This is a genomic window from Emticicia fluvialis, from assembly GCF_024793945.1.
Taxonomy (GTDB): domain Bacteria; phylum Bacteroidota; class Bacteroidia; order Cytophagales; family Spirosomataceae; genus Emticicia; species Emticicia fluvialis.
Map to the genome: position 1 here is coordinate 158,617 of NZ_JANUSD010000004.1, position 16,883 is coordinate 175,499.

Annotated in this window: 11 protein-coding genes; 5 read left to right on the forward strand and 6 right to left on the reverse strand. The window is 41.4% G+C overall.

The features are described 5' to 3' along the window. The 6 genes from NZ848_RS06195 to NZ848_RS06220 all read right to left on the reverse strand — a co-directional run bounded on the left by NZ848_RS06195 (position 1) and on the right by NZ848_RS06220 (position 7,890). A complete protein-coding gene (locus NZ848_RS06195) occupies positions 1-2,538 on the reverse strand; it encodes a YbcC family protein (RefSeq protein WP_259014793.1) in 2,538 nt (845 codons plus the stop codon). Between the two features lie 248 nt (positions 2,539-2,786). Continuing rightward, on the reverse strand, positions 2,787-3,179 hold the full coding sequence (locus NZ848_RS06200) for a hypothetical protein (RefSeq protein WP_259014794.1): 393 nt from the start codon (positions 3,177-3,179) through the stop codon (positions 2,787-2,789). 263 nt (positions 3,180-3,442) lie between these two features. Continuing rightward, positions 3,443-4,117 (reverse strand): carbonic anhydrase, encoded by a 675-nt coding sequence (locus NZ848_RS06205; RefSeq protein ID WP_253534560.1) that lies wholly within the window; start codon positions 4,115-4,117, stop codon positions 3,443-3,445. After that, positions 4,083-5,666 (reverse strand): SulP family inorganic anion transporter, encoded by a 1,584-nt coding sequence (locus tag NZ848_RS06210; protein WP_259014795.1) that lies wholly within the window; start codon positions 5,664-5,666, stop codon positions 4,083-4,085. Before NZ848_RS06210 ends, NZ848_RS06205 begins: the two co-directional genes overlap by 35 nt. 198 nt (positions 5,667-5,864) lie before the next feature. Further along, complete coding sequence (locus NZ848_RS06215) at positions 5,865-6,170, reverse strand: hypothetical protein (protein WP_253534564.1); 306 nt, start codon at positions 6,168-6,170, stop codon at positions 5,865-5,867. Positions 6,171-6,393: 223 nt separating this feature from the next. Further along, positions 6,394-7,890 carry an alpha/beta hydrolase gene (locus tag NZ848_RS06220; protein ID WP_259014797.1) on the reverse strand — a complete coding sequence of 499 codons (1,497 nt, stop codon included), beginning with the start codon at positions 7,888-7,890 and terminating at the stop codon, positions 6,394-6,396. A 203-nt stretch (positions 7,891-8,093) separates the two neighbouring features. Here NZ848_RS06220 and NZ848_RS06225 point away from each other — a divergent pair, with 203 nt between their 5' ends. The 5 genes from NZ848_RS06225 to NZ848_RS06245 all read left to right on the forward strand — a co-directional run bounded on the left by NZ848_RS06225 (position 8,094) and on the right by NZ848_RS06245 (position 16,849). Beyond that, on the forward strand, positions 8,094-9,293 hold the full coding sequence (locus NZ848_RS06225) for a THUMP-like domain-containing protein (RefSeq protein ID WP_259014798.1): 1,200 nt from the start codon (positions 8,094-8,096) through the stop codon (positions 9,291-9,293). A gap of 47 nt (positions 9,294-9,340) precedes the next feature. Continuing rightward, complete coding sequence (gene miaE / locus NZ848_RS06230; RefSeq protein ID WP_259014799.1) at positions 9,341-9,937, forward strand: tRNA-(ms[2]io[6]A)-hydroxylase; 597 nt, start codon at positions 9,341-9,343, stop codon at positions 9,935-9,937. Positions 9,938-10,141: 204 nt separating this feature from the next. After that, positions 10,142-12,796, forward strand: coding sequence for an MGH1-like glycoside hydrolase domain-containing protein (locus NZ848_RS06235; protein ID WP_259014800.1), 2,655 nt, complete (start codon positions 10,142-10,144; stop codon positions 12,794-12,796). Positions 12,797-12,979: 183 nt separating this feature from the next. Beyond that, entirely contained in the window at positions 12,980-14,506 is a 1,527-nt protein-coding gene (gene amaB / locus NZ848_RS06240) for an L-piperidine-6-carboxylate dehydrogenase (protein WP_259014801.1), read from the forward strand. A gap of 279 nt (positions 14,507-14,785) precedes the next feature. Further along, complete coding sequence (locus tag NZ848_RS06245; protein ID WP_259014802.1) at positions 14,786-16,849, forward strand: LruC domain-containing protein; 2,064 nt, start codon at positions 14,786-14,788, stop codon at positions 16,847-16,849. The last annotated feature ends 34 nt before the right edge of the window (positions 16,850-16,883 follow it).

Genomic DNA, 16,883 nt, shown 5'->3' on the forward strand with positions numbered 1-16,883 from the left:
TTATCTTTCTATTACATGAACAGGTAGGTTTTCTTTGGTAGCATTGGTAATATGGCTTACCTGCATTTTAGTGGCCGACTCCAGAAACGCGTGTATGTCATCCAACTTATTTACTTTATCAGAAAGCGGTTTGAAAGGCTCAAATTTTTCATTTCTGAAGAAATAGAACTCGTTGGTGTCTGGATGAATAGATACCAGATGCACCCATTCATTGGCAAACCATTCATACAGTGCAGCTTCAGACCTGATGGTATTCAGAATTACTTCAGGGTAATGCTCAACCATTATTACCAGTCTTACAGGGTCATGCACTTCAATCATCTGTTGGGGTAAGCCCGGGCGTAAATCTCCGTCGCAGCTACTTACAACACCTACAAGGCCTACAATATTATGAGACAGCTTTGTGCCGGCACCCATTTTGGCGTTATCCATTCTTGAGAAGAAGTACTCCAGATTAATACCTCCGCAAACGGGCGGCAATGGCCGCATAACACCTAATAGGCGTTTTCCATCAAGGTCAGTCCGGTAATCATAAGAGTTCATGAATGCCCGGCGGTCAAGAAAAATATTTTTTGTAAGACTACGATGCCCAACAAAGCACAAAGCATTGGTGCTGTGGCCCAATTCTGGCCGCGGCTCAAAAAATGAAACAGACCGTTTCTTGATGGCCTCACGTACTTTTTTGATGTCTTGTTTTGTGTCTATCGATACAAACCTTCTTGAGCGTTCTTTGGCGTTGAGGTCCAGTGCGTTTTCAAAAGCCTCTTTATTCGCCTCATGTGCCTTCCGGTTTTGGGTAGATATCTGAAGTTCATCATAGAAAGCAATTTCATCGCTTGATGTATCGTGCAGGGCGCCAATAAACTGGGTTTGCTCTGGTATATGAAGCCCGCCTGCATCAAGCAAGGCTCTTACTTTGGGGTGATTGGCCATTGCCGCAAAAACCCTGGCATTAACAGAACCCGGTCTACCACTACATGCGCCGCAGTCATAAGCTCCATGGTGTGGATTATTGGCACTGCTGGCGCCATGCCCCACTACATAAACTAGTGGTGCAAAATCTTTTACCATACCTATGCCTCTCAGAAGGCCTTCTACTCTTACCGCCATTTCTTCAACGGTAAAGCCAACCTGCAGGCCGTTTTCTATGTCGTCGGGGCTTTTGTTCTCAAAATGCAGTTGGCCGTCAATATTCATGTGTCTGAACGCACTGGCAAACGCGGGGCTTGATTTTGGCACAAACAAGCCTTGCAGTAATTTCCAGGCTGCCATTAATCCCAATGAAAGAGAAATAAAAAAGCCCTGAACAAAATTGTGAGATTGCTTGGTATATAGCAGCTCGTGTTTTTTCTTTTCTTTTACATCATATTCTTTCACCAGATACTTCGGTGTTACAGGGGCAGGGCATAGTTTTTCATAGAACTTACCATTCTGTGGCTGAAAATAAAACTCAACCCCAAAAAAACCGGGGCATCCGAGCGTTTCTGAATTCGTATCGACACTTTCAAGGTGCCGGCGAAGCGAATCTTCACGCTCGTCGATACAGAATATAGCCTGAAAACTTTTCTGAGTTACATCATCTTTATCAGCATAATTCAGCTTGGCATATTTTACCGCCGAAAATACCTGGTCATAATAGCTCCATTCAAAAGCATCCTGCCATATTTTTAAAACCTCCTGTCGCTCGCTTGGTTCTACTTTGGCAAAGAGGTCTACAGGTGGTGCGCTTACATGGTTTGTCAGTGCGTTCCAATGCTCGCCCAATGCAGAATCGAGTGCGTCAATCTCAAGTAGCAAATCAAGGATTATCAGGTCTTTAAGCGATATTTTTTTATGATATAAAACCGTATCAGGATTATCTTCTATAGAAGCCACCAGTCCGCTCCATCCTCTGTGGCTCCATTGCTGGTCAAAAACGTATTGTTCAAAATAAGACTCATCACCAACCAGTATACCCAACAAACCGCTTATTGTTATGGTCTCGTCAAGCAGTAGGTTTCTGGCTCTTTTGTTTTTAAAGAAACTGCTGTAACTACCTTTTTCTAGTTGTCTGATGGCAAACAGCAGGCCTTTGTCTTCAAACGGAAAGTGCCATAAGGCAATGCCCTGATCCAGGTAGCTACCGAGAATCCTGAATAAAATAGGTTGTACCAGGTTATCCAGGTCTATTTTATACACAGATTTCCAGTAAGCTCTTAACCGGCCTACCCGAGGATTAAAAGACTGTTGAAAGTCTTTTTCAAGCACAAGTTTTTTCCAGTGTTCAAAATCTTTCTCCCCCTTGCGGTCTTTAATAATTTTAGAGAGTACGTCTGCCCTGATGCGGCCGTTTTTGTACAAAGCTCTGTAATCATTAACAGGGAAAGCCACTTCAATTCCAAATATTTCAGATGCCTTATAAATAGCATCATAAAATTTCTGACTCTGAAAGGCATGCAATGAGTTGTGATGGATAAAGTCTTTCAGGGGTGTTTGTGAAGGTAAGTAATGCTTTAATTCATGTAAAACATGATGCTCGTCGAAATTCAGATTACGCATATTTCACTATAATTTATTGATTTTTTGACTTGTCGACGGTGATTTACCTTAACTGCCCTTTCTCATTAGAGGAAACCCTTAGCCCCTTTCTCCTCTTCAGATACAAAGGCAGTAAACAGGTAAATAATGCTGTATGAAACCGGGCCGGGTTTTAGGTAATGCTTTACCGGACGAAAACTATTTATGCCTACTTGCATTCGGTCCAGAATTGACCGACTGATAAGAACAAGGCATATAATTGAAGATAATTAAAGGGAAATAAAGTGTCTCCAGGAACAATAAAGGAGATACAAATGGCGATTGTTAGCCGTTGAATGGCTATGCGCTTTGGCAATTACCTGTCGGGAATTAAATGACTGAATCAATAAAACCGGATGATGCTGATAAAAATTTTCCAGAACGTCATCATCGGGCATTACTTCTTCGGCCATAATTACTTCAGCAGGAAGCTCATGGTGAAAAAAAGTAGATAATGTAAACGGATGAAACAGGGCCGACTGATGCAGGTTGGCAGGAATATCTGCCGGCATAGTGGCCAGTTGAGGTGCAGCAATTGAGTTGGTGTAAAACAAAGATATCAATACCAACCATTGAATGGCCAGAATCCGAAAAGAATGGGTATTGAAAAATCTTTTAAACATTACAATTTGAACAATTTTCCTCCTGAATAAGAAACTACTGTTGCAAATGTAAGAAATAGCTAAAATGACACAAGAGGGGTTTTTATAAAACGGACTTTAATCTTGGATTTGTCCTATTCTGTTAGCCCGAATGTCCAATCGTAAACGTTAATTTAATCAGCTTTTAATCTGATTTTCAAACGATTAGAAATAAAAAAAGACGCCCGTCATAGCAAATACAATTTGCTGACAGACGCCTTTAAAAACAAACGCAAACTGTCTCTTTAAACGTCTACCTCTTCTATCGCTTTCTTCTTTTTCTTGTTAAAATCAAAGTTGTAGACATCTTCCAATGCATCATGGTCTTTCGATTCAATCTCAATAATAGGTTTAATTAAACCTGTTTTCAGGTCTACCACCCAGCCATGTATCATCGGGTACTCGCTATTAGACCACGCATTCTGAACAATGGTTGTTTTGGCAACATTTTTTACCTGTTCAATTACGTTCACCTCAACCAGCCGGTCAAATCTTTCCTGATCGTCATCAATGCTCTGTAATTCGTCCTGATATTTGGTATAAACATCTTTAATGTTTCTCAACCAGTTATTGATTAATCCGTAGTCGTTGTTGGTCATCGAAGCCTTTACGCCTCCGCATTGATAATGCCCTACCACCAGAATATGCTTAACCTTAAGCACCTCAACTGCATATTGCAAAACACTCAGCATACTCATGTCAGTATGTATTACCAGATTGGCCACATTCCGGTGAACAAAAATTTCTCCGGGTTGCGTGCCAGACACCTGGTCGGCTGGTACGCGGCTGTCAGAGCAACCAATCCACAAAAACTCCGGCTTTTGGTCAGCTGCCAGGTTCTTGAAATAGGTTGGGTCTAGCTGAAGTTTCTCAGAAGCCCAAGCTTTATTGGCTAATAAGAGTTTTTGATACGATTCCATCACTTTTCCTGTAGTTTAATTTTCTTCTTTTGATATTCTTAAATTCAATATTAATATGTCTTGATTTGGCTTCTGCCTGAAATTCTTCAAGTGTCAGGAAAATGTCATGGTCAATAAATGTAGTTCTGGTACCGTCTATCAGCACAATATCGCCCGAGTTAAGGGAAGCCAGGTTCTGCATCAGCTCCGACTTGTTAAAATAAAATATGTCTTTATTAAACTGAATCAAAACATTGTTCTTGTCTCTTACTACCGACATAGAACCTTTATAGTTGGTATATAATATGTATATCATAGCTACCAGTGTGCCAACACCTATACCTGTAAGAAGGTCAGTAAAAACAACAGCCGCCACAGTAACCACAAATGGTATAAACTGGTCTGGTCCTTCTTTAAACATGGTTTTAAAAACGCTTGGTTTGGCAAGTTTGTACCCAACCATAATTAGCACCGCAGCTAAAGAAGCCAACGGAATAAGGTTGAGCATGGAAGGAATACTCAGGGTACAAATTAAAAGAATGAGTCCGTGAATAATAGTTGACATCTGCGATTTACCACCGGCAAGAATATTGGCCGAACTGCGCACAATAACCTGTGTTACAGGAATACCACCCAATAGCCCCGATACGATATTGCCCGTACCCTGCGCAACTAGTTCGCGGTTGGTAGGTGTAATTCTGCTTTGGGGGTCAAGTTTGTCGGTTGCTTCTACCGATAAAAGCGTTTCAAGGCTGGCAACAATTGCAATTACAAAAGCTGTTTTCCAGATGAGAGGATTTGATATAGCAGCGAAATTGGGAAAGGCTAAAAGGCCCGAAAACTCAGAAATAGAACCTGCTACCGGTAAAGTTACCAGATGGTTACTCTGTAAATGAAAATTGGCAGGTAAAATTCCCAGGCTGCTGTTCAGCAAAATACCCAGTAAAACGGCAATCAAAGGCCCGGGTATAATGCCCAAAAGTTTATTTTTTTTGATAAAGTTCTGGTCCCAAAGTATCAATACCAGAATTGATATTACCCCAATTACCAGTGCGCCTTCGTTAAAAAATTCAGTGATGTTCAATAATTCAGAAAAGGTGTTTTCACCGTCTTTCTGAGCAAAGGCTTCGTCTCCTTCATAATCTTTGTCTATTCCGGCTACATGCGGAATCTGCTTCAGAATAATTATTATACCGATGGCGGTGAGCATTCCTTTAATAACAGATGACGGAAAGTAATAACCGATTACACCTGCTTTGAGGGCTCCGAGAATAATCTGTATTACCCCGGCCAGCACAACTGTCAGTAAAAAAGAATCAAATGCGCCAATTTCAGTAATGGCATTCAATACAATTACGGTAAGCCCGGCCGCCGGGCCGCTTACGCCCAGCTGAGACCCGCTAACCAGGCCCACAACAATGCCACCTACAACACCTGCAATTATACCCGAAATGAGTGGTGCGCCTGATGCAAGAGCAACGCCCAGGCATAAAGGAAGAGCCACAAGAAAAACGACAAGACCCGCAGGAAGATCGCTTTTAAGATTTGAAAAATTTATACTTGATTTCATTGTTTTGGATAGATGATTGTTCAGATTGCTCTTCAAGTGGTTCTGGTGCAATAACCTAAAACCGGTTTAGAATATAGCCAGAAAAGCCTGCAGAAAACCCCAACAGCTTGCTCAATGCCTATGATTGGCATAAAGACAAATAAAAACGGATTTTACTTTGCAACAGAATGATAAAAGGCGAAGCCAATTGGTAAGGAATTACGCCTTTGGAGGGGGAGATTGTATGAATCTGTAAGGAAACCGCTCGGAGGATTTCGTATCTAAATAGGTACTTTTTTCAGTCTGAAAAACATCAAAAGTAAAATTGAGCTCGAAGAATGATATCAGATACTTGTTCGGCTCATTTTTGTTCTCCTGATTCTCATTTTCACATTCATTGCCGTCTCCTTCACAGATATCAACGCTGCAAGAGATTACCTCGCCAAAGAAATCTTTGACGTATTCGCTGAAGGTCGAACATTCGATAATCAGAAACAGAATGAAAACTGCAAATCTTTTGGTCATAAAATGAGAGTGGAATCCCTTTGAGTTGACAAAATAACGAAAAAATTTTTAAATTCGTTCATGCGTTCAGGTCTTGTACCATAAAAAAAACTGAGTTGTGGACATTTTATAAGAATTTAATTTTGGGTTTGTCTTTCATTAAAGAATTTAAGTTTAAAATTTCCTTATTTTTAAGTGTTTTCTGATTGTTGTAAGCGGGTTATCATACCCGGTAGCATACTCATCAGTTCTCAAATCCATACTTTTTATAAAATTCGTTTCTTTTCTTTAGCATTTTATCTGCAAACCTTCTGTCAAACCATATAAAATGTCCTCCGCCTTCGAGCGGTTGAAAATCAATGTCTGCATTTCCGGCTGAAATCATATCTGTTGCAAATTTTCTGGCGGTTTCAAAAGGAACATTCATATCATTAGTACCATGAAACAGAAGTGCGGGCGGCAAGGTTTTATCTACCAGAAAATTAGGAGATATGCTTCTGGCCTGGTTTTTATCTGGTAAGTATTTTCTTATCCACGCTGTTATGTCGTCGGTCAGGTCATACACGCCGGCATTAATAACCAGTGCATTAGGTGCCGGGCTAACGGACAAATTATCCGTTTTTTCGTTCCAGTTATTTACCAATGCTGTTGCAAGGGCCAGATGCCCGCCTGCCGAGTTTCCGGTAGCAACAACTCTGGATGTATCAATATGGTAGGTTCGGGCATTTTCTCTTACCCATCTTATGGCCGAGCGGGCGTCTTTTACAGCTTCAAAGGGTAGGGTGCCATGCCTGCCATAAGTTCTGTATTCAACGGCACAGGCTACCCATCCTTTGACTGCATAGCTTTGGCAGGTGCTGAAAAACCAGTCAGGTTTTCCTTCACTCCAGCTACCTCCATGAAAAAAAACAATAGTAGGCCTTCCCCCGGTGTATTGAAGTGTATCAGGCACAAAAACATGAATATCCAAACTAAAAGACCCTGCTTTTTTATAGGGTTTTATAACGTGGTTTTTCAAGGCTGCAAGGTCTTCATCATACAGGCGTTTAACCTTCTTAACTAACGAGGTATCTGATGTGGTGCTTACAAACTTTTTATAATACTTGTCTATTTGCTTGGTTCCGTTGTTATCAATTTGGTTATACAGGTAATCAAACTGCCAGTATTCCAGACATTTTTTGTTGCTGATATACGATTGAATGGTTTTCCATGAAACCAGAAAATGCTGGTTGTCATGGTTTTTATAATTCCCTTTGCGCAGCTCCAGACTTGTTTTCAGGGCTATAAATGCGTTAAAGTAGCTAGTGAAGTCGGTGTTGGTTAATAAATCCGGTTTATTGAAGTCTGCCTGATTTGCCTTTAACAAAAGTGGAATTTTTGAACGATTGGCAGGTGAGGCATCAACATAAACTTCATGTGTTAAAGGATATTCAATCAAGAGTTTGTCGAAATAATACTTTATTTCTGCCTTTTGGTTTTGGTAAAATTTAGCATCAAGTTTGCCTTTATATTGTTGAAGCGCATGATTGAAAACTGTTCTGGAAGAATCTATCAATTGAATAAACTCCTTTTCAGGTCTGCTGTAGATAGTCTTGTAGTTGCGGTAAAAACTACCACTGAATTGTTTTCCTATCGTTTTTATTTCAGCAAGATAAGCCTGCTTCTCAGTGTCAATGGTTTGCGCCTTTAACAGACAAACAGTAACTAATTGTAATGCTAAGGCTAAGTAAAAGTTTTTCATAAGTAAATTAAGTATTAGTTTACTGATACTCTACATGCAATTTAACCATTTTTTAGGTTTTGTAATGAGTGCCAGGCAATAAAGTTTTTATTTGGTTTTTATTGGGTGGGCAACCGTTAAACCGCAAGTTTCATTTGCCGGGGCTGTCTAATTCTTTTAATTTTACTGCTTAATTGTGGTAGCAGGACGAACAAGCTAAGTAGATGAACATTGAAACACTCAGGCTCGCAAGAGATAAAGCATGGCAGTTGCAAATTACTGATATTAAGGCGTATGTTCTGAAAAATCCGGATAAACTGAAAACTGACTTTTTGCATCTGGTAGCCGACCAGTGGGTAGCCAGGCAAAAAGCAAAATTTAAACTGCCGGGTTGGTATGCCAATCCGGATATCATTTACCCTGCATCCCTTTCAGTAGAGCAGTCTTCGTCTGAGGCTACTGCAGAATACAAGGCCCGACTTTTTTTTAATGCCGGATACCCGAATTTAATTGACCTGACAGGCGGAATGGGAGTAGACAGCGCAGCGTTTGCCAGAAGTCATCAGTCTGTCATTTACGTTGAAAGAAACAAAAGCCTTACCGAAATAGCAGCCAGCAATTTTAAAACGTTGGGGCTTAATAACATACAAGTGGTTAATGCAGACGCGGTTCAGTTTTTGTCTGCTGCAAATCTGGCTGCCGATACGCACTTTTATATGGACCCAGCCAGAAGAGACGCTTCAAAAAACAAAGTTTTTAAAATTGAAGATTGTGAGCCAGATATTTTACAGATAAAGCATAAATTATCCAGCTTTTTAATAAAGTATTCACCCATGCTGGATATAAAGCTGGCCATGTCTCAGCTGGAAGCGGTGGCGGAGGTGCACATTGTAGCAGTGGACAATGAAGTAAAAGAGCTACTATTTTTGTGCCATAAATCCGACGGCCATGCTAAAATTACGGCTGCCAATTTAATAAATAACCACTGGCAAACCTTTAGCTTTAACTATGAGGCAGAGCAAATGGCTGAGGTGCAGTTTAGTTTGCCTTTGGGCTACATTTATGAACCCAACGCTGCTTTGCTAAAAGCCGGAGCATTTAAAAGCATAGCTCAAAAGTACGGGCTGAACAAACTCTCTGTCAACAGCCATCTGTATACAACTGATACACTTATAAAAGATTTTCCGGGAAGAGTTTTTGCCTGCCAGTCGGTTTGCCGATTCGATAAAAGTGAGGTGCTGGCACATCTGAATAACAACCAGGCAAATGTAAGTACAAGAAATTTTCCAATAAAGGCAGAAGAAGTAAAAAAGAAACTTGGCTTAAAAGACGGCGGCGACACTTATTTGTTTGCAACTGAAAATTTTAAGCACCAAAAAATAATATTGATTTGCCAGAAACCCACTGAACCATGGCAAACCTAAGAGCAAGGTTAAGCATAAGCACGCTGAATTATAACAAAAGTTAATAAATGCAATCTCTAACTACTTTAGGCCTTAAATTACCTACTGACCCACGTTGGGTTGATATTGCAGAAATGAACCTGGCGGATATTCTGATAGACCATGCTTTTTGCGAGCAAAAGGCGGCTTCTTCTTGTATATCGCTCATTGTCAGATATCCGGAAAAAGAAAAACTGGTTGAAACACTTACACCTGTAGTTGCAGAAGAATGGGGGCATTTTCAAAGAGTACTAAAAGAAATGCGCAAAAGAGGCATAAAACTGTCTCATAAAAGGAAAGATGAATATGTAGAGAAACTTCAGGCCTGTATCACTAAAACTTCTGACAACGGCATCAGGCTAATGGAGCAGCTACTAATATGCGCTTTAATTGAAGCGCGCAGTGCAGAACGTTTCAAGTTGCTTTCAGAACACATTGCTGACGAAAGCCTCAGGAAGTTTTATCATGAACTGATGATATCTGAAGCAGGGCATTACAGAAACTTTATAGAACTGGCCGAGGAATACATGCCAAAAGAGCAGGTTAGAGAAAGGTGGGTAAGGTTTCTTGAGCAGGAAGCCGAAATCATGAAAACGCTTGAAGTAAGAAAAGACCGTTTTCATTAATGCCACCTGATAACCAATTGTTTAAAGTACATTTGTGCTGCAAATGATGAGCAGCCACTGGTTATTTCAAAATTCTGAATTCTGCCGAAATCTCCTTTGCATTAAAGCAACAAGTTTTTTAATTTTTACAATTCATTAAATACCATACATTTCATCTTTTGCATTTTTTTCTATTTTTGCAAATACCACCTAAACAAACCTATCATGACTGAATTGGCGGAGAAGATAAGACTTAACCTAAGAAAAGATAACAAAGGATGGAAGCGATGGGGGCCCTACCTGTCGGAAAGACAATGGGGAACAGTGCGAGAAGATTACAGTGTTTATGGCAGTACTTGGGACTACGTTTCTCATGACATGGCTCGCTCGTGGGCCTATCGTTGGGGCGAAGATGGCATCGGTGGTATATCAGATAACAAGCAGTTTATGTGTATCGCCTTTTCGTTCTGGAATCATCAGGATAAAATTATAAAAGAAAGATTATATGGGCTTGCTGGTTCAGAGGGGAATCACGGAGAGGATGTTAAAGAACTCTATTACTACCTGGACAGCACCCCCACGCACTCATATATGAAGATGCTTTACAAGTATCCTCATAATGAGTTTCCATACAAACGCATTATTGAAGAAAACCAGCGCAGGTCCAGAAAAGACCCTGAGTTTGAGATTTTAGAAACCGGTATTTTTGACAACGACGAGTACTTTGATATTTTTATTGAATACGCCAAAGCTGATGAAACCGATGTGCTGGTTAAATTAACCGCCCATAATCGTGGGGCAAAGGCGGCCAGGTTAACTATTCTGCCAACTATATGGTTCAGAAATACATGGTCTTGGGGCTACGAGAATTTTAAGCAAAAGCCGATGCTTACCGGAATTGCCAATTCTCAGATTGAGGCCAATCACCACATGGTAGGCAAATACAAATTGTATCTGGACGAAGCCGACGAGCTGCTTTTCTGCGAAAACGAAACCAATATGGAACGTGTTTTCGGAAAGCCCAACAATACCATGTACGTAAAAGACGGAATCAGCAATTATGTCATTACCGGAAAAGATAAGTATGTTAATCCGAACAAGATAGGTTCTAAGGCAGCCGCCAGATATACCCGTACCATAGAAGGTGGCGACTCATTTACGGTCAGGCTCCGGTTCAGCCAGAACAAGCTGAATAAACCGTTTCAGGATTTTGATGATATTTTTGAGGCAAGAATTCAGGATGCAGAAGATTTTTATGCCGAAGTACAGAAAAACGTTAATTCAGAAGAACTGCGCCGAATCCAGCGGCAGGCATTTGCCGGTATGATGTGGAACAAGCAGTTTTATTACTATAATATAAACGAGTGGACCAACGGCGACCCTAAAATGCCGTTTGAGTTTAAAGGCAGGGCGTACCAGCGTAATCATACCTGGAAACACGCCTACATGGCAAATATATTGTCAATGCCTGATAAATGGGAGTATCCGTGGTTTGCAGCCTGGGACCTGGCCTTTCATACCCTTACACTAGCCCGAATAGACCCCGACTTTGCCAAACGGCAGCTGGCAGTTATCCTGCGTGAATACTACATGCACCCTAACGGGCAGCTACCTGCCTATGAATGGAACTTCTCTGACGTAAACCCTCCGGTACACGCCTGGGCAACCTGGAAAGTTTATGAAATTGACAAAAAAAATAACGGCAAAGGCGATATTTTGTTTCTTGAGAAAGTCTTTCATAAACTGTTAATGAACTTTACATGGTGGGTAAACCAGAAAGACGAAGAGGGTAACAATATTTTTGGTGGTGGTTTTCTTGGGCTGGATAACATTGGTGTATTTGATCGCAACACCCAGATACCCGGCGTAAGGCTTGAGCAGGCCGATGCCACAGGCTGGATGGCCATGTATACCCTGAATATGCTTCGAATTGCCTGTGAAATTGCCCTTGAACGGCCCGTTTATCAGGATATGGCCTCTAAATTTTTTGAGCATTTTCTGCACATAGCCGGGGCCATTAACAGACCCATAAAAGGTAATGACCTGGGGCTGTGGGATGAAAGCGACCAGTTTTATTATGATAAACTGCATGCCCCGAATGGCGAAACGATATTTATGAAAATCCGCTCTTACGTAGGGCTAATTCCATTGTGTGCAGTAGAAGTTTTAGATGAAGATATGCTCGACAAGCTGCCAGACTTTAAACGCAGGGTAGAGTGGGTTTTAAATAACAGGCCAGACCTGGCTTCATTGATTTCGAGATGGCATGAACCGGGCAAGGGTGCAACCCATTTGCTTGCCTTGTTGCGCGGGCACCGAATGAAAATGGTAGTAAAACGGATGTTCGACGAAGCCGAGTTTCTGTCTGACTACGGCTTAAGGTCATTATCCAAATCGCATCACGAAAATCCATATAAATTTAATATGCATGGCGAGATTCTTAGTGTGCAGTACACACCGGCAGAATCTGATTTGAGTATTATGGGTGGAAATTCTAACTGGCGTGGGCCTATCTGGTTTCCAATCAATTTCCTGATTATTGATTCAATGCTTAAATTTTATGAGTATTACGGAGATGATTTTGAGATTGAGTACCCAACCAATTCGGGCAATATTATGTCAATCAAAGAAGCTACAATGATGGTAGCCCAACGGCTCATTAATATTTTTATGGCCGGAAAAGATAACAAGCGCCCGGCCATGAATGGACATAGCAAATTTGACGACGATGTTCATTTTAAAGATTTATATCTGTTCTACGAATATTTTAACGGCGATACCGGAGCTGGTCTGGGAGCCGCCCACCAATGTGGATGGACAGGCCTGGTGGCAGATTTAATTGCTGCCGTAAGCGACAAAGAAGCTGCTAAAATCCAGTAAACGCTTATTTGACTGATATTTGAATTTTGTTCAGCCTCATTCCGTTAAAACGGGTGAGGCTGTTTTTTTAGACGTTACAAAAGATTTTAATTTAAAAAACGTTTCAAATATTAGTTCCGGGCCAATATTATTAAAATAAGCAATTTGTATATTTGCCGGCTAACTCAACAAACAAAACCTGCAATGAAAAAAGTCTTAAAAGCACTGGGTATAAAATCAGTAAATGAAGGCGTAAGCACCGGAGTTGCGTCGTGGGCCGGAGCCGGAAAGGTTCTCAGCTCGTTTTCGCCGGTTGAAGGCGCCCTTATAGGTAAGGTTCGTCAGGCAACACATGCCGATTATGAAAAAGTAATGATAAAGGCAGGAGAAGCCTTCAGTATCTGGCGGAATGTGCCGGCTCCGAAAAGAGGAGAAATAGTGAGGCAGATGGGAGATGCCCTGCGTTCAAATAAAGATAATCTGGGCAGGCTGGTAAGCTATGAAATGGGCAAAAGTTTGCAGGAAGGCTGGGGAGAAGTGCAGGAAATGATAGATATCTGTGATTTTGCAGTCGGGTTATCCAGACAATTGTATGGGCTAAGTATGCATTCAGAACGCCTGCAACACCGCATGTATGAGCAATGGCATCCGCTTGGGGTGGTTGGTATTATATCAGCCTTTAATTTTCCGGTGGCTGTCTGGTCATGGAATGCCATGCTGGCATGGGTTTGCGGCGACGTATGTGTATGGAAACCCTCTGAAAAAACACCGCTTTCGGCCATTGCCTGTCAGAATATCATTCGTGATGTATTGAAGAAAAATGATATTCCTGAGGGTGTTTCGTGCCTCATGATAGGTGATAGAAAAGTAGGAGAGTGGCTGGCCGCCGATACCCGGATTCCGTTGGTCTCTGCCACCGGGTCTACCCTGATGGGCAAGGCAGTGGGTAGCGCAGTGGCCAATCGACTGGGCAGGAGTTTGTTAGAACTAGGCGGCAATAATGCTATAATTGTAACTGAAAATGCCGATTTGAAACTGGTTATTCCGGCAGTTGTTTTCGGCGCTGTTGGTACAGCAGGCCAAAGATGCACTACCACCAGACGACTGATTTTGCACGAAAGTGTTTACGAAGAGGTTAAAAACAGTCTGGTGAAGGCCTATTCACAACTTCGGATAGGTGATCCGCTCGACATCAATAATCACGTTGGCCCTTTAATTGACACAGGTGCGGTAAAAAACTATTTGTCTGCCATAGAAACCGCGCTTGAAGAGGGTGGCAAATTACTTACCGACAGCGGGATTTTAACAGGAGCAGGCTATGAGTCTGGCTGTTATGTAAAGCCAGTTATTATTGCAGTTGAAGAGCAATCGCCTATGGTATGCCACGAAACTTTTGCTCCTATTTTATATGTAATCAAATACAGAACCATTGAACAGGCAATTGAGATTCAGAACGCCGTTCCTCAGGGTCTTTCTTCAGCCATTTTTACATTAAATGTGAGAGAGGCTGAGCGCTTTTTATCTGCCAATGGGTCAGACTGCGGAATCGCCAACGTAAATATTGGTACTTCGGGTGCCGAGATTGGTGGGGCTTTTGGTGGCGAAAAAGAAACAGGAGGTGGCCGGGAGAGTGGCTCTGATGCCTGGAAAAACTACATGCGCAGGCAGACAAACACTATTAATTATGGGACTCATTTGCCCTTGGCACAGGGTATAAAGTTTGATATTTAAAACGACCGTAAAATAAAATATTTGCCAAAATTGGTACCGTTTAATAATTTTAATTGTACAATTACCGCGTTTTGTTGACTTATTTATTGTTTCGGGAGTAGTTATTTTTGCCAGAAAACGCGTTTTCTGGCATTTTTTCGTCGGTTGAAAATAGTCGTTATACCCTTTTTTTCTTCCAATTATCGAAAAACCATTTATAGCTTTTTATTAATGTAAAAATTTGTGTCAACCAGTTTGCAATAAACTACCGAGACACAAATATCATTAATTTTTAAAGCAATGAAAAGAAGCCTTAGTTTCCTGACCATCGTTATCGCTGTGTTACTGAGTTCCTGTATGCCTCAGTTCGGAGAGGATACCCCAACTCCCACCACACCTGCCGATAACTCAACAGCCGCCATTGATAAACTCAATATCCCTGCCGGTTTTGAATTTAATACCACCGCAGATGTTAAGTTTGAGATTGGTACTTTTGATAACAACGACGGCCCTATCAGAGGAATAGTTGTTTCAGTTTACAGCTCTCCTGAAAACGAGCTTCTTTTCAAAGGTATTACAGGTACCAATGGGTTACTGACCATGACCCAGAAAATACCAACTTATGTAAAAAAGGTTTCATTGCAATTGAGTTTCATCGGTCTGCCTTCTGAAATTGTTACTGACGTTAAGAATAATACGGTTAATGTTACGTTTGGTGGTAAAAACCCTAAAACTTACGGCAGCATTGACCAAACCAACCAGGTGCCTTTTGTTGGCGCCAGAGTAAGTGCTCAGGATTACCCGCCTTTTGATTACCTGGGTACCTGGAACAACGCAGGTGTACCTAACTACCTTGACCCTCAAAAAGACATTGTAACTTCTGAGTTTCTTAAAACTGTTAATCAGACCCTGCCTGAAAGTAAATCTTATGCAGCCAAACACCCAGAAAACCTGGTTGGTAGCAACAGAAACTACTTGTATGTAAAAGAACTGGCAGATGTCTGGATTACTTTTGTACACGAAGGTGCAAGTTACCTGAACGCACTGGGTTATTATACTTTTGACCCGAACAACCCGCCTACAAAAATTAAAGATATCAGCAAGATTAATATCATTTTCCCGAATGTTTCGTATGCCGGAAGTGGCGGTGGACTTGCTTTGGGCGACAGGGTAAAAATCGGTAGATTCCCAGGCGGTACTGCCATTGGTTTTGTGCTATTGGCCAATGCTTTTGACGCCAACACTAAAACTGTAGGTAAAGGTTTGAATGCAATTTATGGCCATGATGATTTTAACGTTGAGTCTGACCCACTAAAAAGACGTCACTTTATTGTCTTGAACGACCCAGCCACTAATCGTTTCATTCTTTCTTTTGAAGACAGAAACCGTGAACAAAACAGTGATGAAGACTTCAACGATGCTATTTTCTATGCGATGTCGAATCCCGTTAAAGCATTTGATGCCAACGGTATTCCGCTTGTTGATAACGTTTCAGATAAAGACGGAGACGGCGTAAATGATTATGACGATGAGTACCCTGAAGACGCAACCAAAGCAATTAACAATTATACGCCAACTAAGAATACTTTCAGCTCGTTGGCTTATGAAGACTTATGGCCATACAAGGGCGACTATGACATGAACGACCTTGTGGTTAACTATCAATTCAAAGAGGTGTTAAATGGCAGGAACCAGGTAGTTGAGATGGACCTTAAAGCTTATGTAAAAGCCATAGGGGCAACATTTGCCTGCGGCTGGGGATTCCAGATGCCTATTGCACCATCTGATGTTAAGTCTGTAACGGGTCATTCGCTTAAAGATGGTGTAGTGTCTCTTGCCGCAAATGGCCTTGAAGCCGGCCAGTCTTTAGCAACCGTAATAGCATTTGATAATTCGTTTAAACAAATGAAGTCTGCCAGTGGCTTTGCAAATACGCTTCCCGGAAGCGCCTACATTGAGCCTACTGATACACTAAGAATGCATATAGCTTTTAATGCGCCGGTTGAAAAAAGTATACTTGGCTCGGCACCTTATAATGCCTTTATTTTCAAAACATCAGAAAGAGGAAAAGAAATTCACCTGATTAATCAGGCGCCTACAAGCAAGGCAAATCCGGCATTGCTGGGTACGGGCCATGACAAATCGTCGACAAGTGCTGGCAAATATTATAAAACTGCCAATGGTATGCCTTGGGCGTTGAATATCTACTCTGAATTCAGATATCCATTCGAAACCAAGCCTATTACAGATGCCTACAATTTCTTCTCAACATGGTCAGAAAGCGCAGGCGCTAATTATCCTGACTGGTATCTGAAAAAGGCCGGTTATACAAATGAAGACAAGATTTATAAACCGAATAGATAATTGACGATCAGATAATAATAAATGGGGCTGTTGA

Excerpts from the sequence above, each read along its gene's own strand:
- NZ848_RS06220 (WP_259014797.1), bottom strand. The coding sequence starts at position 7,890 with ATGAAAAACTTTTACTTAGCCTTAGCATTACAATTAGTTACTGTTTGT.
- NZ848_RS06225 (WP_259014798.1), top strand. The coding sequence starts at position 8,094 with ATGAACATTGAAACACTCAGGCTCGCAAGAGATAAAGCATGGCAGTTG.
- NZ848_RS06205 (WP_253534560.1), bottom strand. The coding sequence starts at position 4,117 with ATGGAATCGTATCAAAAACTCTTATTAGCCAATAAAGCTTGGGCTTCT.
- NZ848_RS06215 (WP_253534564.1), bottom strand. The coding sequence starts at position 6,170 with ATGACCAAAAGATTTGCAGTTTTCATTCTGTTTCTGATTATCGAATGT.
- miaE (WP_259014799.1), top strand. The coding sequence starts at position 9,341 with ATGCAATCTCTAACTACTTTAGGCCTTAAATTACCTACTGACCCACGT.
- NZ848_RS06200 (WP_259014794.1), bottom strand. The coding sequence starts at position 3,179 with ATGTTTAAAAGATTTTTCAATACCCATTCTTTTCGGATTCTGGCCATT.
- NZ848_RS06245 (WP_259014802.1), top strand. The coding sequence starts at position 14,786 with ATGAAAAGAAGCCTTAGTTTCCTGACCATCGTTATCGCTGTGTTACTG.
- amaB (WP_259014801.1), top strand. The coding sequence starts at position 12,980 with ATGAAAAAAGTCTTAAAAGCACTGGGTATAAAATCAGTAAATGAAGGC.
- NZ848_RS06195 (WP_259014793.1), bottom strand. The coding sequence starts at position 2,538 with ATGCGTAATCTGAATTTCGACGAGCATCATGTTTTACATGAATTAAAG.
- NZ848_RS06235 (WP_259014800.1), top strand. The coding sequence starts at position 10,142 with ATGACTGAATTGGCGGAGAAGATAAGACTTAACCTAAGAAAAGATAAC.
- NZ848_RS06210 (WP_259014795.1), bottom strand. The coding sequence starts at position 5,666 with ATGAAATCAAGTATAAATTTTTCAAATCTTAAAAGCGATCTTCCTGCG.